This is a genomic window from Parasphingorhabdus marina DSM 22363 (genome assembly GCF_900128895.1).
In the GTDB taxonomy this organism is placed as follows: domain Bacteria; phylum Pseudomonadota; class Alphaproteobacteria; order Sphingomonadales; family Sphingomonadaceae; genus Parasphingorhabdus; species Parasphingorhabdus marina.
Genome location: NZ_FSQW01000001.1, coordinates 1579046 through 1594222 on the forward strand (window position 1 = coordinate 1579046; position 15177 = coordinate 1594222).

The window sequence follows — 15177 nt, forward strand, 5'->3', positions numbered from 1 at the left end:
TATGGACAGTCTCAATGACCGTATCGAAGCTTTGAAGGACATGCCAAAAAAGCAGCTTCGGGTCGAATGGCAGCATGTCTATCGCTCCGAAGCGCCGGATATTTCATCCGGCATGCTGCGGCTTGGTATTGCCTATCGGCTGCAGGAGAAACACTTCGGTGGACTTTCACCAAAAACGATCACCAAGTTAAAACGCATTGCTAAAAAGGGCAGGGCAGCCCTGTCCGGCTCCGATAGCTTGAAACCCGGTACAAGGCTGGTGCGCAGCTGGAATGGCCAAACACTGGCCGTGTTGGTTGTCGATGATGGCTTTATCATGGGCGACAAGCATTATCGCTCGCTCAGCGAGATTGCGCGGGAGGTGACGGGAGCCCATTGGTCTGGTCCCCGGTTCTTTGGCCTCACCGGAAAGCATGCCGCATGAGGGAAGAAGCCAAGAAACGCCGATGTGCCATCTACACCCGCAAATCCACAGAAGAAGGTCTCGAGCAAGAGTTCAACAGTCTGGATGCACAGCGTGAGGCTTGCCGGGCCTATGTTATGAGCCAGGCACATGAAGGCTGGCAGCTGGACGAAACAATTTATGATGATGGCGGCTTTAGCGGCGGCAATATGGAGCGACCTGCTTTGAACGCATTGCTCGGAGAAGTGAAAGCCGGGAACATTGATGTGATTGTGGTTTACAAGGTCGACCGGCTTACCCGTAGTCTGTCAGATTTTGCGCGTATTGTGGATGTCATGGATGAAGCGGGTGCGAGCTTTGTGTCTGTCACCCAATCCTTCAATACGACCACCAGCATGGGCCGGCTTACTCTTAATGTGCTCTTGTCTTTTGCGCAGTTTGAACGCGAGGTCACGTCTGAGCGCATCCGTGACAAATTTGCGGCTTCGAAGAAGAAGGGCATGTTCATGGGCGGTCCGATACCGCTCGGATACCGGTTGGAAGACCGAAAACTCTATGTCGAACCGGATGAGGCCAAAACGGTAAATCTTGTCTTTGAAACCTTTCTGGAATGTGGATGCATGGCTGCTGCCTGTGAAAGGTTGGAGCGGCTGGGCGTCAAAACCAAACTGCGCACATATCTCGATGGCCGGGTTGTTGGCGGGAAAGCCTTCACTCGCGGCGGGCTGCAGCATCTGCTCCGCAACAAGATCTACCGCGGAATGATGGTTCACAAGGGCAAGGCCTGGCCCGGTGAACATGATCCCATTGTCGATGAAGAACTCTGGCAAAAGGTGCAAGATCGGCTCGATGGCAATGATGGTGGGGGCAGGGAAGGGCTGCGCGCCAAGGCGCCTTCACTTCTCAATGGATTGCTCAAGGATGAGCATGGCCGCAGACTCGTTGCCAACCACGCGACCAAGAAGACAAAGCGTTATCGCTACTATGTGACTGGTCAAGATCAGAACGTTAAGCCAGACATACAGATCATGCGCATTCCTGCGCATGATCTGGAAACGGCAGTGATTGATCGTCTACGGGAATTTCTAACTGATCAATCAGAGCTTGCGCGTCATTTTGATCCAGAGGGCCTAAAGCAGAAGATCAAGGCCGGTGAGGCCTTGGCGTCTGCTCTCCATGCCAACAGTCTGCAATCTGTTCGGGAGACGCTTCAGTCTATAGTTTCGAAGATTACTGTTGCCGAAGAAGGCATTGAAATCGTTTTGCGGCGGGATTGGGATTGGGGCGAGGCAACCAGCGAAATCACCCTCAATGTGAAGGCCGTCAAAATCAGTTCTGGTGGTGAAACCAAGCTGATGATCGCATCCAGTTCCAACGAGACCATCCATGTTGATGAGAAGCTGGCAATGCTGCTGGCTGAATCCTATCTGGTTCGGGAAGAGATTGTCGGCGGGCGATCCGTTGCCGAGATTGCAGCTGAACGCAATCAGACGCCGCAGTGGGTAGGGAAACTGCTCAGGATCGGTTGGTTGCCGCCGCAGCTTGTTGGGCAAGTGCTGGATGGCAAGAAGGCTGCCAATGTGACCAGGCGCAAACTTAGTCAGACGGCGTTTCGGTGTGTTGTTTGGAAAGAGCAGATGGTTGAGGTGATAGGTTGGTGACGGTTTGCGGCAGTTTTTGGGCCGAAAGCAGGCTCTCCATTTCTCGTTCAAGAAGTAAGGAAAGCCGCCACTCGGCTTGCGAGTCCAATTGCAATCTTCAGTGAACTGGCTACGTTGAAAATTGATTATCGCTAAGGGAAGCTTGTTAGAATGGAGATCAAGTCAAAGAATGTTGGTCGCATTGCCGAACGAATTGCCATGAACGAGCTGGAAGCTCGCGGCTTTCTCATCGTTGATCTTGCATACACGTCGAAGACCTTAGCTAACGTTGATTTCATTGCGTCTAAGGGCGGTGAAAGCTTCAATGTGCAAGTTAAAGGTACCAGTAACCCATTGCCCTCACCAAGTTCGCGATGGGCTGTCCAATATGGTTTTTGCGACAGTGACATTGTCGACAAAAAGCGACCACTTTTTAACTCGAGATCGGAGTTTGCGCTGAAAGCTGATGTGGTCGTATTGTTGGCAGTGAACTCTCCCTCCAAATATCGAGCCATCATCCTGCCGGTACTAATAGCCGAAAAGGCTGCGCAAATGAATATATCTGGCTATTACCGTCAGCCGAAAGACTCGGGTGAAAGGCGGAAGCCACATAAGGTTTGGACCGATCTAGAACCAGCTGCCAATCCCCGCAAAGCTAATGCTTCGAAAGATGCCGAACGAGCGCTGCTTAAGAAATTTGAAAACCAATGGCAGACACTTGGTGGTCTAATTTCCTAGCTCCCAGGCAGGCCGCCTTCGCCACGTAACGGCGGTCGCCTGTAGATAGAAAAATTGGGCCGATAGCTGTCGGTCTGCTCTTTGCCGGCCTCCCACAGAACCAGACGTTCAACTCGCAACCCAACCCAACTTGGAGTAAATTCAAGGAGTTGTATTTTTACAGTCAGTAAAGAAAGTTGGAGGCAGCTTTGATGACATAACAGTTAATCATCGGGCTGGTCCCTACCATCTTTAGGCCGGTGGAATAGTCCGGATGATAGTAGGTCGGTTGAGTGTAGTAGACCCCGACAGGAGAATTTTGCGACCTTGAGAACTTCGCCGCATACAACGCCATAGCGACGGACATTGGCTTTGGACCGTAGGGAGCAAGTAGCAGACCTATTGCTCCACTATCTCCCTCACCGCAAATAAGGTCAAAAATCTCTGGAACATTCTTAGCGTCAATTCGCTTCACTCCGAATTGGGATTGCCCTGCATTGGGGAAAATTTCACGAATGAAACGCCAGTTTTTCGCATTCGCTGTTTGGTCGGCTGGGAAAGGAAACAGGAAGCTAATCGATGAGTTATTGAACTCCCCAGCTTCACTTAGGCTGGGAAGCCCAAGAGGCTCAAAGCCAATTCCGATCAAGATTTTCTGTTGTGACGCATGTCCCCGACCAATCCTAAAACCCGGCAAGGCATCCCACGGCTCCGGATTGGACGCCAAGCTCTCCGAGCAATAACTCGCAGGCTCGGAGTAGGTTATCAATACATCAGTGAATGCATCAGGGTTCTGATAAACCTTCTTGATCAAATGAAAATATACCCTTTTGGGAAGGGTGGTGATGTCGATCAGCAGCTTGCTAGTATCAAGGTTCCCAAAGAAATCATCAATCTTGTTGGCGTATTCGCCGAAGGGGTCTGACAATGCCACCGAAAAGAAATCCTCGTTGTCAAAGCCGTTAGCTTTGAACACCGCTTCACATTGATCGGTCTTGTTCTCGATGACATCAGTCGAAGCCGATGGTTTGTCAGCGATACGAAAAACCAGTTTATTAGAGATAGTTCCATAGTTGTGAAAGTTTGATGGAACCGCGCTGCAGCGATCCTCGGCGGAAACGCAGCCAATGAATGACCAATCTTCGATTGGAACTGCACTAAGTACATTATCGATTCTACCCCAAGGACGGAAGGGCTGATCGCCTCTAATCATCTTCGGTGTCATCCAAGAAATCGAGTTCTATCTGACTCGAATTTGACTGATTTGCTTTTTTTATTCCGTGAGATGGGAGCTCTCTCGAAATGCTAACTACCTTCGCCCTGTGGAGCCAACGCTTCACATCTTTAATATTGGCATAAAAGGGCTCCTTCGTATGAGGAGTTGGTATTTGGAAGTACGGAGTTAGGATAGATGACAAATACCATTTCATACTCTGCCCTCTCGACTTGCTTTTTGGGGTGTGTCGAGCCTTCTCCAGAACTCCAAATGCAACGCAACTATCCAAAAACTCGTCAACACTCTGATGTTCTTCCAAAACATTAACCGAAAGCGAAAACCCATTCGCTCCGGGGTAAGACATTCTCTTATCATCCCGTAATTTATCTCGAAAGAACGATCCGACGACATTCACGAAACGATGGCGATCATCGCCGCCTTTTGGCTCCGCCTTAACCTTCCGGAACCAATATTCGCTTGCCGACATGATGCCCATAGCTTGGATTGATGGCTTGATCTCCTTCGGAACAGAAAATTCCTCCACTTCAGCACTTCTTAAGTACTCAGCCCAAATGAACTGGCAGACACTTAGGAAAGTCAGAATGTTATTTGCACAGACAGCAATTACGTCATCTGCACCACACCAAACCATGCGTTGACGTGTTGCAGAGAAGACTTGCAGCATCGCAAGTTGTTTGCGCTCTTTCTTCCACCATTGCTTTGGCTTCTGGTCCCAAGGCTGCGATTGCAAAAGCCCGCTACTTATCTCGAGCTTTTCCAGGTTTTGCCTTAGCCAAGCCTCACCTAGTTTGGCTGAAAGTGGGTCCTGTCTGGCCATGTTAACGAGTGTAGCGCGGAGGTTTTTAGGAATGACAGGGTCAGTTGAGATTGCCTTCTCTCGCGACCTCTTCTTTGTAAATCGTTCAAGCTTGCTTTCAGGTGATACTCTGCCACCAAACATATATCTCGTGTAGCGCGTCCGCTGAGAAACCTTAAAGCCAGACGCTTTGAGGCGTCTGTAGAGGACATCATCGCAGAATCTCGGAAAATGGGAGCGCTTCGATTCTCGATTCGTGAGCAGATCGCCAATATCCACTATGCGATACTCACGCATTTCTTCTGTGAAGGCGTTGTTTCCAAAGCCCTGAAGACCTGTGGTCAAGGAGTAAGGCCGCGCGCCAACGCGATATGATACTCGACCATCTCGACTTCCAAGCATTCGCATAACGATACTACGGAATACGGGCTGAAACCCTCCATTCTTGTCCTTTTCAAGGTCCATTAGGTCTTCGAATTGATCGATTGTGACAAATAAAGGAACTTCCGGTGGCAAAATTCCAACTTCCCGAAGAGCATCATAAGTCGAGCCTATGGGCTCCCCCGGTTTGGTCTTCGAGCGCACAATTTCGGTGGGCAAGCTGTCTGAGTTAAAATTCAAAAAACTTTCGTAGGCGTAAATTCGACTTTTGATGGCTCTCCGGAGGCCATCAAAGTCCGAAACGCTAGACAGACCTCCAAACCAGCTTAGGTCTTTGGCTAAAATGCGAGAGAATTCGTCCAACCTTCCTTTGTCTATCGCTAAACCGAGGCGCCTTGATAGCTGTTCCCCCTTGGACGAGCCGAGTAACGCTAAGTTGCTGAGTAGATCGTCAACGATCCAATAGTTGAGGAAATCAGCAAAATAGAGCCCGGTAACACTGAGGTCATCAGTCCGCTCGATTTTGCGTTGACCGAAATCAAGCGCTCCGCTTGAGCGTAAGACGATATTGGCTGAAATGAACTTGGAGCAATGCTCTGGTAGCGGCCAAGGTTCATCGCTTTCTAGATAGGCAGACAAAATTTCCGGCTTGAGCAAATTCAGTAATGCTGACTTGCCGGTTCCTTGTAGGCCAATAAGAATGACGCTACCCGGCTGAAAAAGTTGGTGCGTTGAACTTTCCTTCAGCAACTCTGGACTAAAGATGTTGACAAATTCTTGTGCCGGAATTGTCTCAGCCATGTAGACATCATTAAAGGGATTTTTGATGTTATGCATTGATGGGCATCCTCGACGCCCGCCTGAAGAGGGGCTCCCAAAAATTGTTACGCTTCCGATGAAGGACTGGTAAAGTGTTATCAGGGCAATTGTCGTATTTCACAAATACAGCCCCTGTCTGCTGATATCCGAATGGGCCGAAGTCTTGGTCCACGGGGGGCGGGCCGACAACGGTTGGGTGCAGTCGCGATAGGCAATCCCGAAGTTCCGGAAATTCAGTATTCTCACCTGGCACGGCATTCGGCTTAATGAACCCGTCATCATGCAATTCCAAGACAGGACTGTAATGAAAGTTAGGGAAATCTACCTGTAAGCGTGTCGCCCATTCTGCCCCGTCCGGGCAAATTATAAGCGGACAGAAAAGCACCTCATATGCAAATGTGCCGTCAGTTTTTCTAATGGCTTGAGCACTTCGGATAGCCCGCTCAGCCTGCGACCCGCTTCCTACAAAATCCTCCAAAAGTACGAGGTATCGTTTTTCGATTTCGTTCTGTATTCCACGTCGCATTACTCGCCGACAGAATTCATCTTGATCCCAGTCGTCAATCTCCTGCTCCCATGTGTATCGCACACTGTGCCCGTGAATGTCATTGATCCGCAGAAATTCGCCGAGATTGAAGCTGTCCGTAATCCCCGTGTAGCGAACCAACGTGAGAGCATCCTCCATCTGGCTTTTGGCGGCTGCGGAAAACACATTTACTCCGAGCCTGTTGATCAGCCATTCCAGCACGTGTTTACTGAATGCTGTTCTAGAGGCGGCCTCCAAGTCGTCCTGCCCGATAAAAAAAAGATGCTTTAAGAGTCTGAACAACTTTATCTGATCTGCCTCATCTTGTGCTGATCCAATCCATTTCGATAGACGCACACCAAACGGGCCGTCAGCTGTGTTCTTAGTTGGCTTATATTCATCAAAGAGTCGCTCACCTAGAAATTCGATGTCAGCCTTCAATGTCAACAATTCTCCTTGCCCCTGAGCGTCGGCTAAACACCATTTCCTAAGCATGTCTTGAAATTCGGATTTCGTCACATCTCGTTCCAAATTCGTAAAACATCCTCCGCAATTACCTCGCCGAATTTGGGAGGAACAGCGTTTCCGATCATTCGGTAAATCGATGACTCGCTGCCTTCGAACTTGAACGTATCGGGAAAACTTTGCACACGCGCAGCCTCTCGCATCGAAAAGCCGCGGTTCTCTGATGGGTGAAGAAAATATCTTGGTTGACCAAACCTCGTATCCACAGTGGGGGCGACATCATCCCAAGAAAGCCGCCGAAACTTGCCGTTGAAGGAGTTTGTAAGGTCCACATATTCTCCGATCCGCCTAAGATAGCCCTTTTCGAGTAAGGATTTGGAGATCATTTTTGATTGATCTCCAAAGTACTCTTCCATGAATCTCTCATCCACTGGATCGGCATCCCCGTTTTCTCTCCGACGCTTTTGTCGACGCAGTTTCACAATCGTTTCGAGGTAAGAAATCTCTTCTCGGCTAACTGGTCCAAAGACCTCAGGAATTTCCCACGTATGGACTGATCTTGGCCCACCTCTTACGTTTGAGAGCTTTTGGCCCGGGTGTATTCGACCCGCAATTTGATGCTCAATCGATCCGACTTTCAGCGGCCTCTTCGGTTTGTCCTCAACTAGTTCAACGTTTTTCAGTGTTTGCGCTAAGTTGACCCGCTCGGCGCACTTGAGCTTGAGTTCAAACTTCTGTCTTCCCAAGGTTGCAAGAATGATGACTCGCTTACGCTGCTGAGCGATCCCATAGTCGGAAGTCTTATGAACATCCCAAGAAACCGAGTATCCGCTCGAGGATAGAACTTCTAGAGTCTGTTCGAAAAGTACCGAATGTTTCTTGCTAAGTAGGCCGAGAACGTTCTCAATGATCACGATCTTGGGTTTAGCGGCTGCCGCTATCTTAGCGACGTTAACCAAATGGCCATTTCTCAGATCGCCAGAATTGTTTTTGCCTACCGTTGAAAACCCCTGGCAAGGTGGTCCGGCTATCAAAACATCACATTTTGCCACCTCGCTGGTTAGAGAAGCGTCCCAAGAAGATAGATCGATTCTGTGGACGTTTGAGTGAACGTTCGCCGTAAAGGTTTTCAATGCATCCTGATCGAGCTCAAACGAGGCAAACGGTGCGAGGCCGGCATTCATGAAACCGAGGTCCATCCCGCCACAACCGCTATAGAGGCTAGCGAATTTGATTCTTGCTGGGCGCGCCTGACAGATCATGAATCTGCAATAGCAGCGCTTCAGATAATTTCGAGTTCTAATTCACGGTTGTTAACGTCGCAAACGAAGCTGTCAATCTGATGCGAACTCGCCTCCAATTCGCGAAGCCTTCTATACTGCCTGCATGGTTCGGCACCCAGCGTACTGACAGCTCAAGAACCTCAGGTGTAAACTTGTCTGTCGCCGTACTTGTGCCGTACCCCAGCCTCTCAGAAGCTGGGGTCTCCAGCAATCTCCGGGCAGTTCAAAGCCACTTCATCTCACTTTCGAACAGACGCCCACTTTCGGGAACCAAGATGAAATGCCGGAATGCCGGAGATTGGGGCGCAAAGCAGTCATTCGTTTTGAAAACACTTTTCCGCCTGTTTGAGACTGAGGCAGTTATTTGCACTTAAAGTCCTGCGCAATTCAGTCTCTTTGTTTGAAACACCGGTTCTCAGGTGGGCAAGCCCCCGAAATAGCGCCACAAAATCGCACTCAAAATCGCATTAAGCTATTGATAAAAAAGAGAAAACTGCGTGGTGACCCCTACGGGAATCGAACCCGTGTTTCAGCCGTGAAAGGGCCGCGTCCTAACCGCTAGACGAAGGGGCCATACCAGTGCGCAAACACATCACCGATCGGCGAGCCACGGCAATTAGGGATGTCCTGCGCGTTGGTCAACCCCAATCATGCGGCTTTGCGGCGTTTTTTTTGCCGGTCAGGTGGCGGTGCAAAAACAGCATCGGGGCAGGGAGGAAGCTCGGAATTCAGGCCCGTTTCATCATTGCCCGCGCCTCAATCCGCCCAGGCGGCATCCTCGACATGGATCTCGGCAGCCGGGCGGCTGCCCCAGTCGTCGATTTTCGCCCGTCCGGCGATCCACAATTTGCGGGATTTCGGTGCGCTGAGCAGGGCCTGACCCATGTCGGTTTCGGCGGCGCGGAAGGCAATGGCCTTGATCGATCCGCCGTCATCGCCCGAGACAATGAGCCGGACATGGTCTTTGCCGACAATATCGCACTTGATGATCCGGACCGGCCCGGCGACAATTTTCGGAGCGGGCCAGCCCATCCCGAATGGCCCGGCTTCCTCCATCGCCTCCACGAACAGCGGATTGACACCCCTGGGTGAGAGGACCGCATCGACCAGCAGGGATTTTTCCGACCGCGCCTGGCCCACCCGGTCGGCGAGATGCTCGTTCAGAAATTCGGTGAAGGCCGGAATCTTGCCGGATTCAATCGTGATGCCCGCCGCCATCGCATGGCCACCACCGGCGATCAGCAGCCCGCTGTCTTTTGCAGCGATGATCGCCGCGCCCAGGTCGACACCGGCAATGGATCGGCCGGAGCCCTTGCCGATCCCCGCATCGTCTTCGGCGACGATGATCGCGGGCCGGTTCAGCTTTTCCTTGATGCGGCTCGCGACAATGCCGATCACGCCGGGATGCCAGCCCTTGCCGGAGAGTACGGCAATCTCCTGATTGTGCATGTTCCGGCACATGGCTTCGGCTTCCTCGAGGACATGCGCCTCGATCGCCCGGCGTTCCTGATTGAGATGATCGAGTTCGGTGGCAATTGTCCGGGCTTCTTCCGGATCCTCGGTGGTCAGCAGCCGGACACCGAGATCGGACTTGCCGACACGGCCGCCGGCATTGATGCGCGGCCCCAGCGCAAAGCCGAGATCGGAGGAAATCGGCGCCCGTTTCAAACGGCTGGCGTCGATCAGGGCGGACATCCCGATATTCTTGCGTCCCGACAGGACTTTCAGACCCTGCGCAACGAAGGCCCGGTTCAGCCCGCGCAGCTGGGCGACATCGGCGACCGTTCCCAGCGCAACAATGTCGAGCAGTTCGAGCAGGCGGGGTTCGGGGCGGTCCCGGAAATAATCTCGCTGGCGCAATGTCCGGATAATGGCAGCGCCCAGAAGGAACGCCATGCCGACCGCAGCGAGATGGCCGTGCTCGGCTCCGGCATCGCTCTCGTCCAGCCGGTTGGGATTGACCAGGGCAAGGGCATCGGGGAGCTCGGCCGCACATTTATGATGGTCGACAACAATCACCTCGACATTGGCCGCCCTGGCCATGTTGAGCGCTTCGAAGGCCATCGCACCGCAATCAACCGTGACGACAAGGTCGCTGCCCTGTTGTCCCAGTTTGACGAGCGCTTCGCCGGACGGGCCATAGCCTTCCATCAGCCGGTCGGGAATATAATAGCCGGCCTCCAGTCCGAGTGCACGGAGCAAGCGGATGAGCAGTGCGGCGCTGGTCGCCCCGTCGACATCATAGTCTCCGAATATGGTGACCTTCTCGCGTTTCAGGATGGCATCGGCAATGCGTTCGGCGGCCTTGTCCATATCCTGAAAGACCGAAGGGTCGGGCATGAAGCTGCGAATGGTCGGATTGCGGTTGGCGTCCAGAGTCTCGCGCGATGCGCCCCGGGCCAGCAGCAGCTGGGTCACCAGATCATCGGGCTGAAAGCCGGGATCGCGGGCATCGGCGCTGGTGCTGCGCCATCGCCATTCCTGTCCGGACAGGGATTGGGTGACATCAAGAACAGTTGACATGGAGCGGATGTATAGCATTGCTTGTTTCAGACAAGCGGCAAATTGCCCGAAGATGCTCCGGCCGGATGACACGCGCCGGACCGGCCGACTGGAGAAACACATGCCCGATGATGCAGGCTCGCCGCAGCGCCCGGAAGTGGAAGCGTTTTTTGATCCCGTGTCCAACACGGTGAGCTATCTGGTGCATGACCCGGAAACCGGCAGCGCGGCGATTATCGATCCGGTTCTTGATTTTGATCACAGCAGCGGCCGCCTGACCACGGCCAGCGCGGACCGGTTGCTGGAGCGTCTCGCGGAGCAGGATCTGCAACTGCTCCATGTTCTGGAAACGCACGCCCATGCCGATCACCTGAGCGCCGGGCATTATCTGCGCATGAAAACCGGGGCGACACTGGCGATCGGGGAGAAGATCACCGCGGTCCAAAAGGTCTTTGCCCCGATTTTCGAAGCCGATGACGTGGCCTTTGACGGCGCGGCATTCGATCTCCTTCTGGCCGATGGCCAGACACTGGCCCTGGGGAGTTGCGAGATCCGGGTTCTGCACACGCCTGGTCATACGCCTGCCTGTATCTGCTATCATGTCGGTGATGCGATTTTTGTCGGGGACACCCTGTTCATGCCCGATTTCGGAACTGCCCGCTGCGATTTTCCCGGGGGCGATGCCGCTGAGCTCTATCATTCGATCCAGAAGATTCTCGCCCTGCCGGACGATACGCGGGTGTTCACTTGTCATGACTATTTGCCGCAGGGGCGGGAGCAATATGTCTGGGAAAGCAGTGTTGCCGAGCAGCGGCAATCCAACATCCATGTCGGTGCCGGCAAGGCCGAGGCCGACTTTATCGCGATGCGCCGGGAACGGGACAGCAAACTGGCGGCGCCCAAGCTGATTCTGCCGTCGCTGCAGGTCAATATCCGGGCCGGTACCCTGCCGCCACCGGAAGCGTCGGGAAATGTCTTTCTGCGCCTCCCGGTCAATGCCTTTCCGGGATTTGAACAGACCAGCGATGCGCTGCAGGCGAAGGTCGAGGATTTTCAGCCGGACTGGCATATCTGAACCGTGCCCCGTCTGCTCATCATCTATTACAGCTATACTGGCGGATCCGAGCAGATGGCCCGGGCCGCGGCCGATGCTGCCGGGAGCGAAGAGGGGACGGAGACCGTCCTGATGACAGCCGAGGATTGCCAGTCGGACGACTTGTTGTCGGCGGATGGCTATATTTTTGTCACCCCGGAAAATCTCGCGGCCATAGCCGGGGTGATGAAGGCCTTTTTTGACCGCTGCTATTATCCCGTGCTCGGGAAGATCGAAGGCCGGCCCTATGCTGCGATGATCTGCGCTGGGTCGGATGGCGAAAACGCGATGAAACAGCTCGAGCGGATCGCGACCGGCTGGCGGCTGAAGAAGGTGGTGGATACAACTATTATCTGCACCCATGTCCAGACCGAGGAAGAGATCCTGGCACCCAAGATCATTGCCGACAAAGAGCGGGAGCATTGCGCAGAAATCGGCGCCACCCTGGCGACGGGTCTTGCCCTCGGGATTTTCTAGACCAGATCTTGCACGCGTTTTTGCAGCACCGGGATCACATCATCTTCAAACCACGGATTAGCTCTGAACCATCGGATATTGCGCGGGCTGGGATGGGGCAGGGGCAGGGCGGCGGGCCAGAACTCCTCCCATCGCCTGACGGTTTCTGTCAGCGTCCGTGATTTCTGTGCCCCCAGATGCCAGTCGAGCGCATATTGCCCGAGTATCAGCGTCAGCTGGATCCCCGGCAACCTGTCGAGCAGGTGTTGGCGCCATTGCGGAGCGCATTCGGAACGGGGTGGAAGGTCGCCGCCATTGCCGGTGCCAGGAAAACAAAAACCCATCGGAATGATCGCGAAGAGGTCGGGATTGTAAAACTGATCCTCGGTCACCCCCAGCCACTGGCGCAGGCGTTTGCCGCTGGCATCATCAAAGGGCCGGCCCTTCTCATGGGTCTTGCGGCCGGGCGCCTGTCCGGCAATCAATATGCGTGCCCGTCTGCCGGCCTGTAACAAGGGATCCGGGCCAAGGGGCAGGTCCTGGCAGATGGTGCAGGCACGAACATCGGACAACAGCCTGTCGAGCGACGCGTGATCTCTCGTCATTGCAACAGCGTGCGGCGGCAGATCAGGGGATGATCGGGCTCTTCCCCTTTCGGCAGAGCCGGCAGTGTGAACACATGCGGCAAATGGGTCGCCTCCCGCCCGGCGCGCCGCTCCCGCTCGCCATTGACGACAGCGGCAAAGTCGAGGCAGGCGGTGGCGCTGCGCAGAAAATCGCTGTGACCATTCGCGCCCTTGCTCACCGCTGAAGTATCGATCACCGTCAGCCCGCTTTTCGCCGGCATCATGTCTGCGCCCGGCAGAACCGCATAGCAGCGGGCGGGCAGTCCCTTTTCTTCCAGCGCAGCCGCCCGAAAGGGATCGAAGCAATCGGGAGACCCGAGCCTGGGATAGCCGTGGATGCGATAGGAGAGATCCAGTGCGCGATCTTCTGCCGAGGTATAAACCGTGATTCGGCGGCCGGTTTTGATCCGTCGACCGGCCAGTGTCTCGGCTGCTATCTCGCGTTCGAAAAATTGCCGGTCAATATCCGGCGACGCCAGAATGATATTCGAAATGTTGCTTGAGTCCCGACTGGCCGAATTCCGGTCGACATATTCCACCGCGGGAATGACCAGTCGCGCACCGAGCGAGTGCGAAATCAAAACGATTTCTCGTGTCCATGGCTGTTCGGCCAGTTTCATCAGGAAGCGCCGGAAATTGCGCTCGTCCCAGTACATGTTGGTCTCGTCGACAACATATTTCAGCAACTCACCCTGGGTTGGCCAGCTATATTGAATGACCGGTCCGGTGAATCCGGTCAGCCGGGCAATCTGTGCCGTGTCCTCCGAGCTGATCCGAAAATTGTCCCGGAAACCATGGACATAGACCAGGGCCCGGCCCTCGCGATTGTCCATGATCCGGGACAGGTCGGTCCACCATTGCTGCTCGCCGGACAGCGACAGGGGGACAGGGGACTTGTCCGAACCCGTTTCGGCTTCTGTTTCCCGGGGATCGGCGAAGCGTCCGTAGCGCATCCGGTCGCCCCGATGGCGCGTCAGGAGGATGTCGCTTCCGCGGCAATCCGGCAGGCGACTGGTGACAACAAAATAGCGGTGAGACGAAGTGGCGTTGCCGGTGGCGGGTGCGACATCACATCGCGGATCGGCGACCAGTTCAGAATGGCGGACATCGCCATAGTCCACCGGGGAAATGCAACCGGTGGCCAGCAAGGCCAGGCCCAGGCCGAGCAGGCGGAGGCGGGGAGGTCCCGCTCTCGTCACGCCGCTACCTGGTCCGGGCTGGCGATCATTTGGGGCGATGCTCGCTTTTCACCCATCGCACGGTGCCCGAAGAGGCCCGCATCACCACACTTTCCGTTGTCATCGTTCCGCCGCGCAGCTTTTTGACGCCTTGCAGAAGCGATCCTTCGGTGACGCCGGTTGCCGCAAAGATAACGTCGCCCTTTGCCAGCTCTTTCAGGTCATAGATCTTGTCGAGGTCTTCAATGCCCCATTTATGTGCCCGCTGCCGTTCGTCGTCGTTGCGGAATGTCAGGCGGCCCTTGAACTGTCCACCGACGCAGCGCAACGCGGCTGCCGCAAGCACGCCCTCCGGCGCACCGCCGCTGCCCATATACATGTCTACAGTGGTTTCCTCGTCAGTGGTCGCAATGACCCCGGCGACATCGCCGTCGGGGATCAGCATGATGCCACAGCCGATTTCGCGCAGCTCGGCGATGATTTTCTCATGCCGCGGCCGGTCGAGTACACAGACGATAATGTCCGAAGGCTGCACGCCTTTTTCTTTCGCCACAGCGCTGACATTTTCGAGGACGGACTTGTTGAGATCGATGATATCGTCGGAATAGCCCGGACCCACAGCGAGCTTGTCCATATAGACATCCGGCGCGTTGAGCAGGTTGCCCTTTTCCGCGATCGCCAGCACCGCCAGCGCGTTGGGGCCGGCCTTGGCCGTGATCGTGGTGCCCTCGAGCGGATCCAGCGCGATATCAATTTCCGGTGATTCCCCTTCGCAGCCGCAACCGACCTTTTCGCCAATGAACAGCATCGGCGCTTCGTCCCGCTCCCCTTCGCCAATCACGACAGTGCCGCAGATTTCGAGCGCGTTGAGCGCTTCGCGCATCGCTTCGACGGCCGCCGCATCGGCCGCTTTTTCGTCACCTCGGCCGATCAGATTGGCAGCAGAAATGGCTGCTGCTTCCGTAACGCGCACCATTTCCAGTACCAGTACGCGGTCGAGAATATCACTTGATTTGGGCATCAGAATGTCTGGTCCTTCTTGCAAGGGTCTGAAT

At 54.4% G+C, this 15177-nt stretch carries 13 protein-coding genes and 1 tRNA gene; 5 read left to right on the forward strand and 9 right to left on the reverse strand.

Annotated elements, in window-relative coordinates:
- The first annotated feature begins 1 nt into the window (after position 1).
- The 3 genes from BUQ90_RS07750 (at position 2) to BUQ90_RS07760 (ending at position 2781) form a co-directional block, all read left to right on the forward strand.
- Entirely contained in the window at positions 2–424 is a 423-nt protein-coding gene (locus tag BUQ90_RS07750; protein ID WP_074204449.1) for a DUF2924 domain-containing protein, read from the forward strand.
- Positions 421–2064, forward strand: coding sequence for a recombinase family protein (locus tag BUQ90_RS07755; protein ID WP_074204450.1), 1644 nt, complete (start codon positions 421–423; stop codon positions 2062–2064). The genes BUQ90_RS07750 and BUQ90_RS07755 overlap by 4 nt, the downstream gene beginning before the upstream one ends.
- A gap of 150 nt (positions 2065–2214) precedes the next feature.
- Complete coding sequence (locus BUQ90_RS07760) at positions 2215–2781, forward strand: hypothetical protein (protein WP_074204451.1); 567 nt, start codon at positions 2215–2217, stop codon at positions 2779–2781.
- Between the two features lie 163 nt (positions 2782–2944).
- Here the strand turns inward: BUQ90_RS07760 and BUQ90_RS07765 are convergent, their stop codons facing one another.
- The 6 genes from BUQ90_RS07765 to recJ all read right to left on the reverse strand — a co-directional run bounded on the left by BUQ90_RS07765 (position 2945) and on the right by recJ (position 10790).
- The gene (locus BUQ90_RS07765; RefSeq protein ID WP_074204452.1) at positions 2945–3973 is read right to left on the reverse strand and encodes a hypothetical protein; all 1029 of its coding nucleotides are present in this window, start codon (positions 3971–3973) and stop codon (positions 2945–2947) included.
- A complete protein-coding gene (locus BUQ90_RS07770; protein ID WP_074204453.1) occupies positions 3966–6011 on the reverse strand; it encodes an ORC-CDC6 family AAA ATPase in 2046 nt (681 codons plus the stop codon). The genes BUQ90_RS07765 and BUQ90_RS07770 overlap by 8 nt, the downstream gene beginning before the upstream one ends.
- Entirely contained in the window at positions 6004–7038 is a 1035-nt protein-coding gene (locus tag BUQ90_RS07775; protein ID WP_074204454.1) for a phosphoribosyltransferase-like protein, read from the reverse strand. Before BUQ90_RS07775 ends, BUQ90_RS07770 begins: the two co-directional genes overlap by 8 nt.
- Positions 7035–8246 carry a DNA cytosine methyltransferase gene (locus BUQ90_RS07780; protein WP_074204455.1) on the reverse strand — a complete coding sequence of 404 codons (1212 nt, stop codon included), beginning with the start codon at positions 8244–8246 and terminating at the stop codon, positions 7035–7037. The genes BUQ90_RS07775 and BUQ90_RS07780 overlap by 4 nt, the downstream gene beginning before the upstream one ends.
- Before the next feature lie 519 nt (positions 8247–8765).
- Positions 8766–8840 (reverse strand) — tRNA-Glu (locus BUQ90_RS07785).
- Positions 8841–9023: 183 nt separating this feature from the next.
- Positions 9024–10790, reverse strand: a complete 1767-nt coding sequence (recJ, locus tag BUQ90_RS07790) for a single-stranded-DNA-specific exonuclease RecJ (protein WP_074204973.1) — start codon at positions 10788–10790, stop codon at positions 9024–9026.
- Between the two features lie 100 nt (positions 10791–10890).
- On the opposite strand from recJ, the gene BUQ90_RS07795 reads away from it, so the two are divergent.
- Together BUQ90_RS07795 and BUQ90_RS07800 are read left to right on the forward strand one after the other, a co-directional pair.
- A complete protein-coding gene (locus tag BUQ90_RS07795; RefSeq protein WP_084192645.1) occupies positions 10891–11844 on the forward strand; it encodes an MBL fold metallo-hydrolase in 954 nt (317 codons plus the stop codon).
- Positions 11845–11847: 3 nt separating this feature from the next.
- Positions 11848–12339, forward strand: coding sequence for a flavodoxin family protein (locus tag BUQ90_RS07800; RefSeq protein ID WP_074204457.1), 492 nt, complete (start codon positions 11848–11850; stop codon positions 12337–12339).
- On the opposite strand, the gene BUQ90_RS07805 is transcribed toward BUQ90_RS07800, so the two are convergent.
- From BUQ90_RS07805 to glpX, 3 genes are read right to left on the reverse strand one after another with little or no spacing between them, the layout of a single operon-like run.
- Positions 12336–12923, reverse strand: a complete 588-nt coding sequence (locus BUQ90_RS07805; protein ID WP_074204458.1) for a uracil-DNA glycosylase family protein — start codon at positions 12921–12923, stop codon at positions 12336–12338. The genes BUQ90_RS07800 and BUQ90_RS07805 overlap by 4 nt on opposite strands.
- Positions 12920–14143 (reverse strand): alpha/beta hydrolase, encoded by a 1224-nt coding sequence (locus tag BUQ90_RS07810; protein WP_074204459.1) that lies wholly within the window; start codon positions 14141–14143, stop codon positions 12920–12922. The genes BUQ90_RS07805 and BUQ90_RS07810 overlap by 4 nt, the downstream gene beginning before the upstream one ends.
- A 25-nt stretch (positions 14144–14168) precedes the next feature.
- Entirely contained in the window at positions 14169–15143 is a 975-nt protein-coding gene (gene glpX, locus BUQ90_RS07815; RefSeq protein WP_074204460.1) for a class II fructose-bisphosphatase, read from the reverse strand.
- Between the last annotated feature and the right edge of the window lie 34 nt (positions 15144–15177).

Bases quoted from the DNA above. Each gene is read 5' to 3' on its own strand.
- BUQ90_RS07760 (WP_074204451.1), top strand. From the start codon at position 2,215: ATGGAGATCAAGTCAAAGAATGTTGGTCGCATTGCCGAACGAATTGCC.
- BUQ90_RS07795 (WP_084192645.1), top strand. From the start codon at position 10,891: ATGCCCGATGATGCAGGCTCGCCGCAGCGCCCGGAAGTGGAAGCGTTT.
- BUQ90_RS07765 (WP_074204452.1), bottom strand. From the start codon at position 3,973: ATGATTAGAGGCGATCAGCCCTTCCGTCCTTGGGGTAGAATCGATAAT.
- BUQ90_RS07770 (WP_074204453.1), bottom strand. From the start codon at position 6,011: ATGCATAACATCAAAAATCCCTTTAATGATGTCTACATGGCTGAGACA.
- BUQ90_RS07755 (WP_074204450.1), top strand. From the start codon at position 421: ATGAGGGAAGAAGCCAAGAAACGCCGATGTGCCATCTACACCCGCAAA.
- glpX (WP_074204460.1), bottom strand. From the start codon at position 15,143: ATGCCCAAATCAAGTGATATTCTCGACCGCGTACTGGTACTGGAAATG.
- BUQ90_RS07805 (WP_074204458.1), bottom strand. From the start codon at position 12,923: ATGACGAGAGATCACGCGTCGCTCGACAGGCTGTTGTCCGATGTTCGT.
- BUQ90_RS07750 (WP_074204449.1), top strand. From the start codon at position 2: ATGGACAGTCTCAATGACCGTATCGAAGCTTTGAAGGACATGCCAAAA.
- BUQ90_RS07780 (WP_074204455.1), bottom strand. From the start codon at position 8,246: ATGATCTGTCAGGCGCGCCCAGCAAGAATCAAATTCGCTAGCCTCTAT.
- recJ (WP_074204973.1), bottom strand. From the start codon at position 10,790: ATGTCAACTGTTCTTGATGTCACCCAATCCCTGTCCGGACAGGAATGG.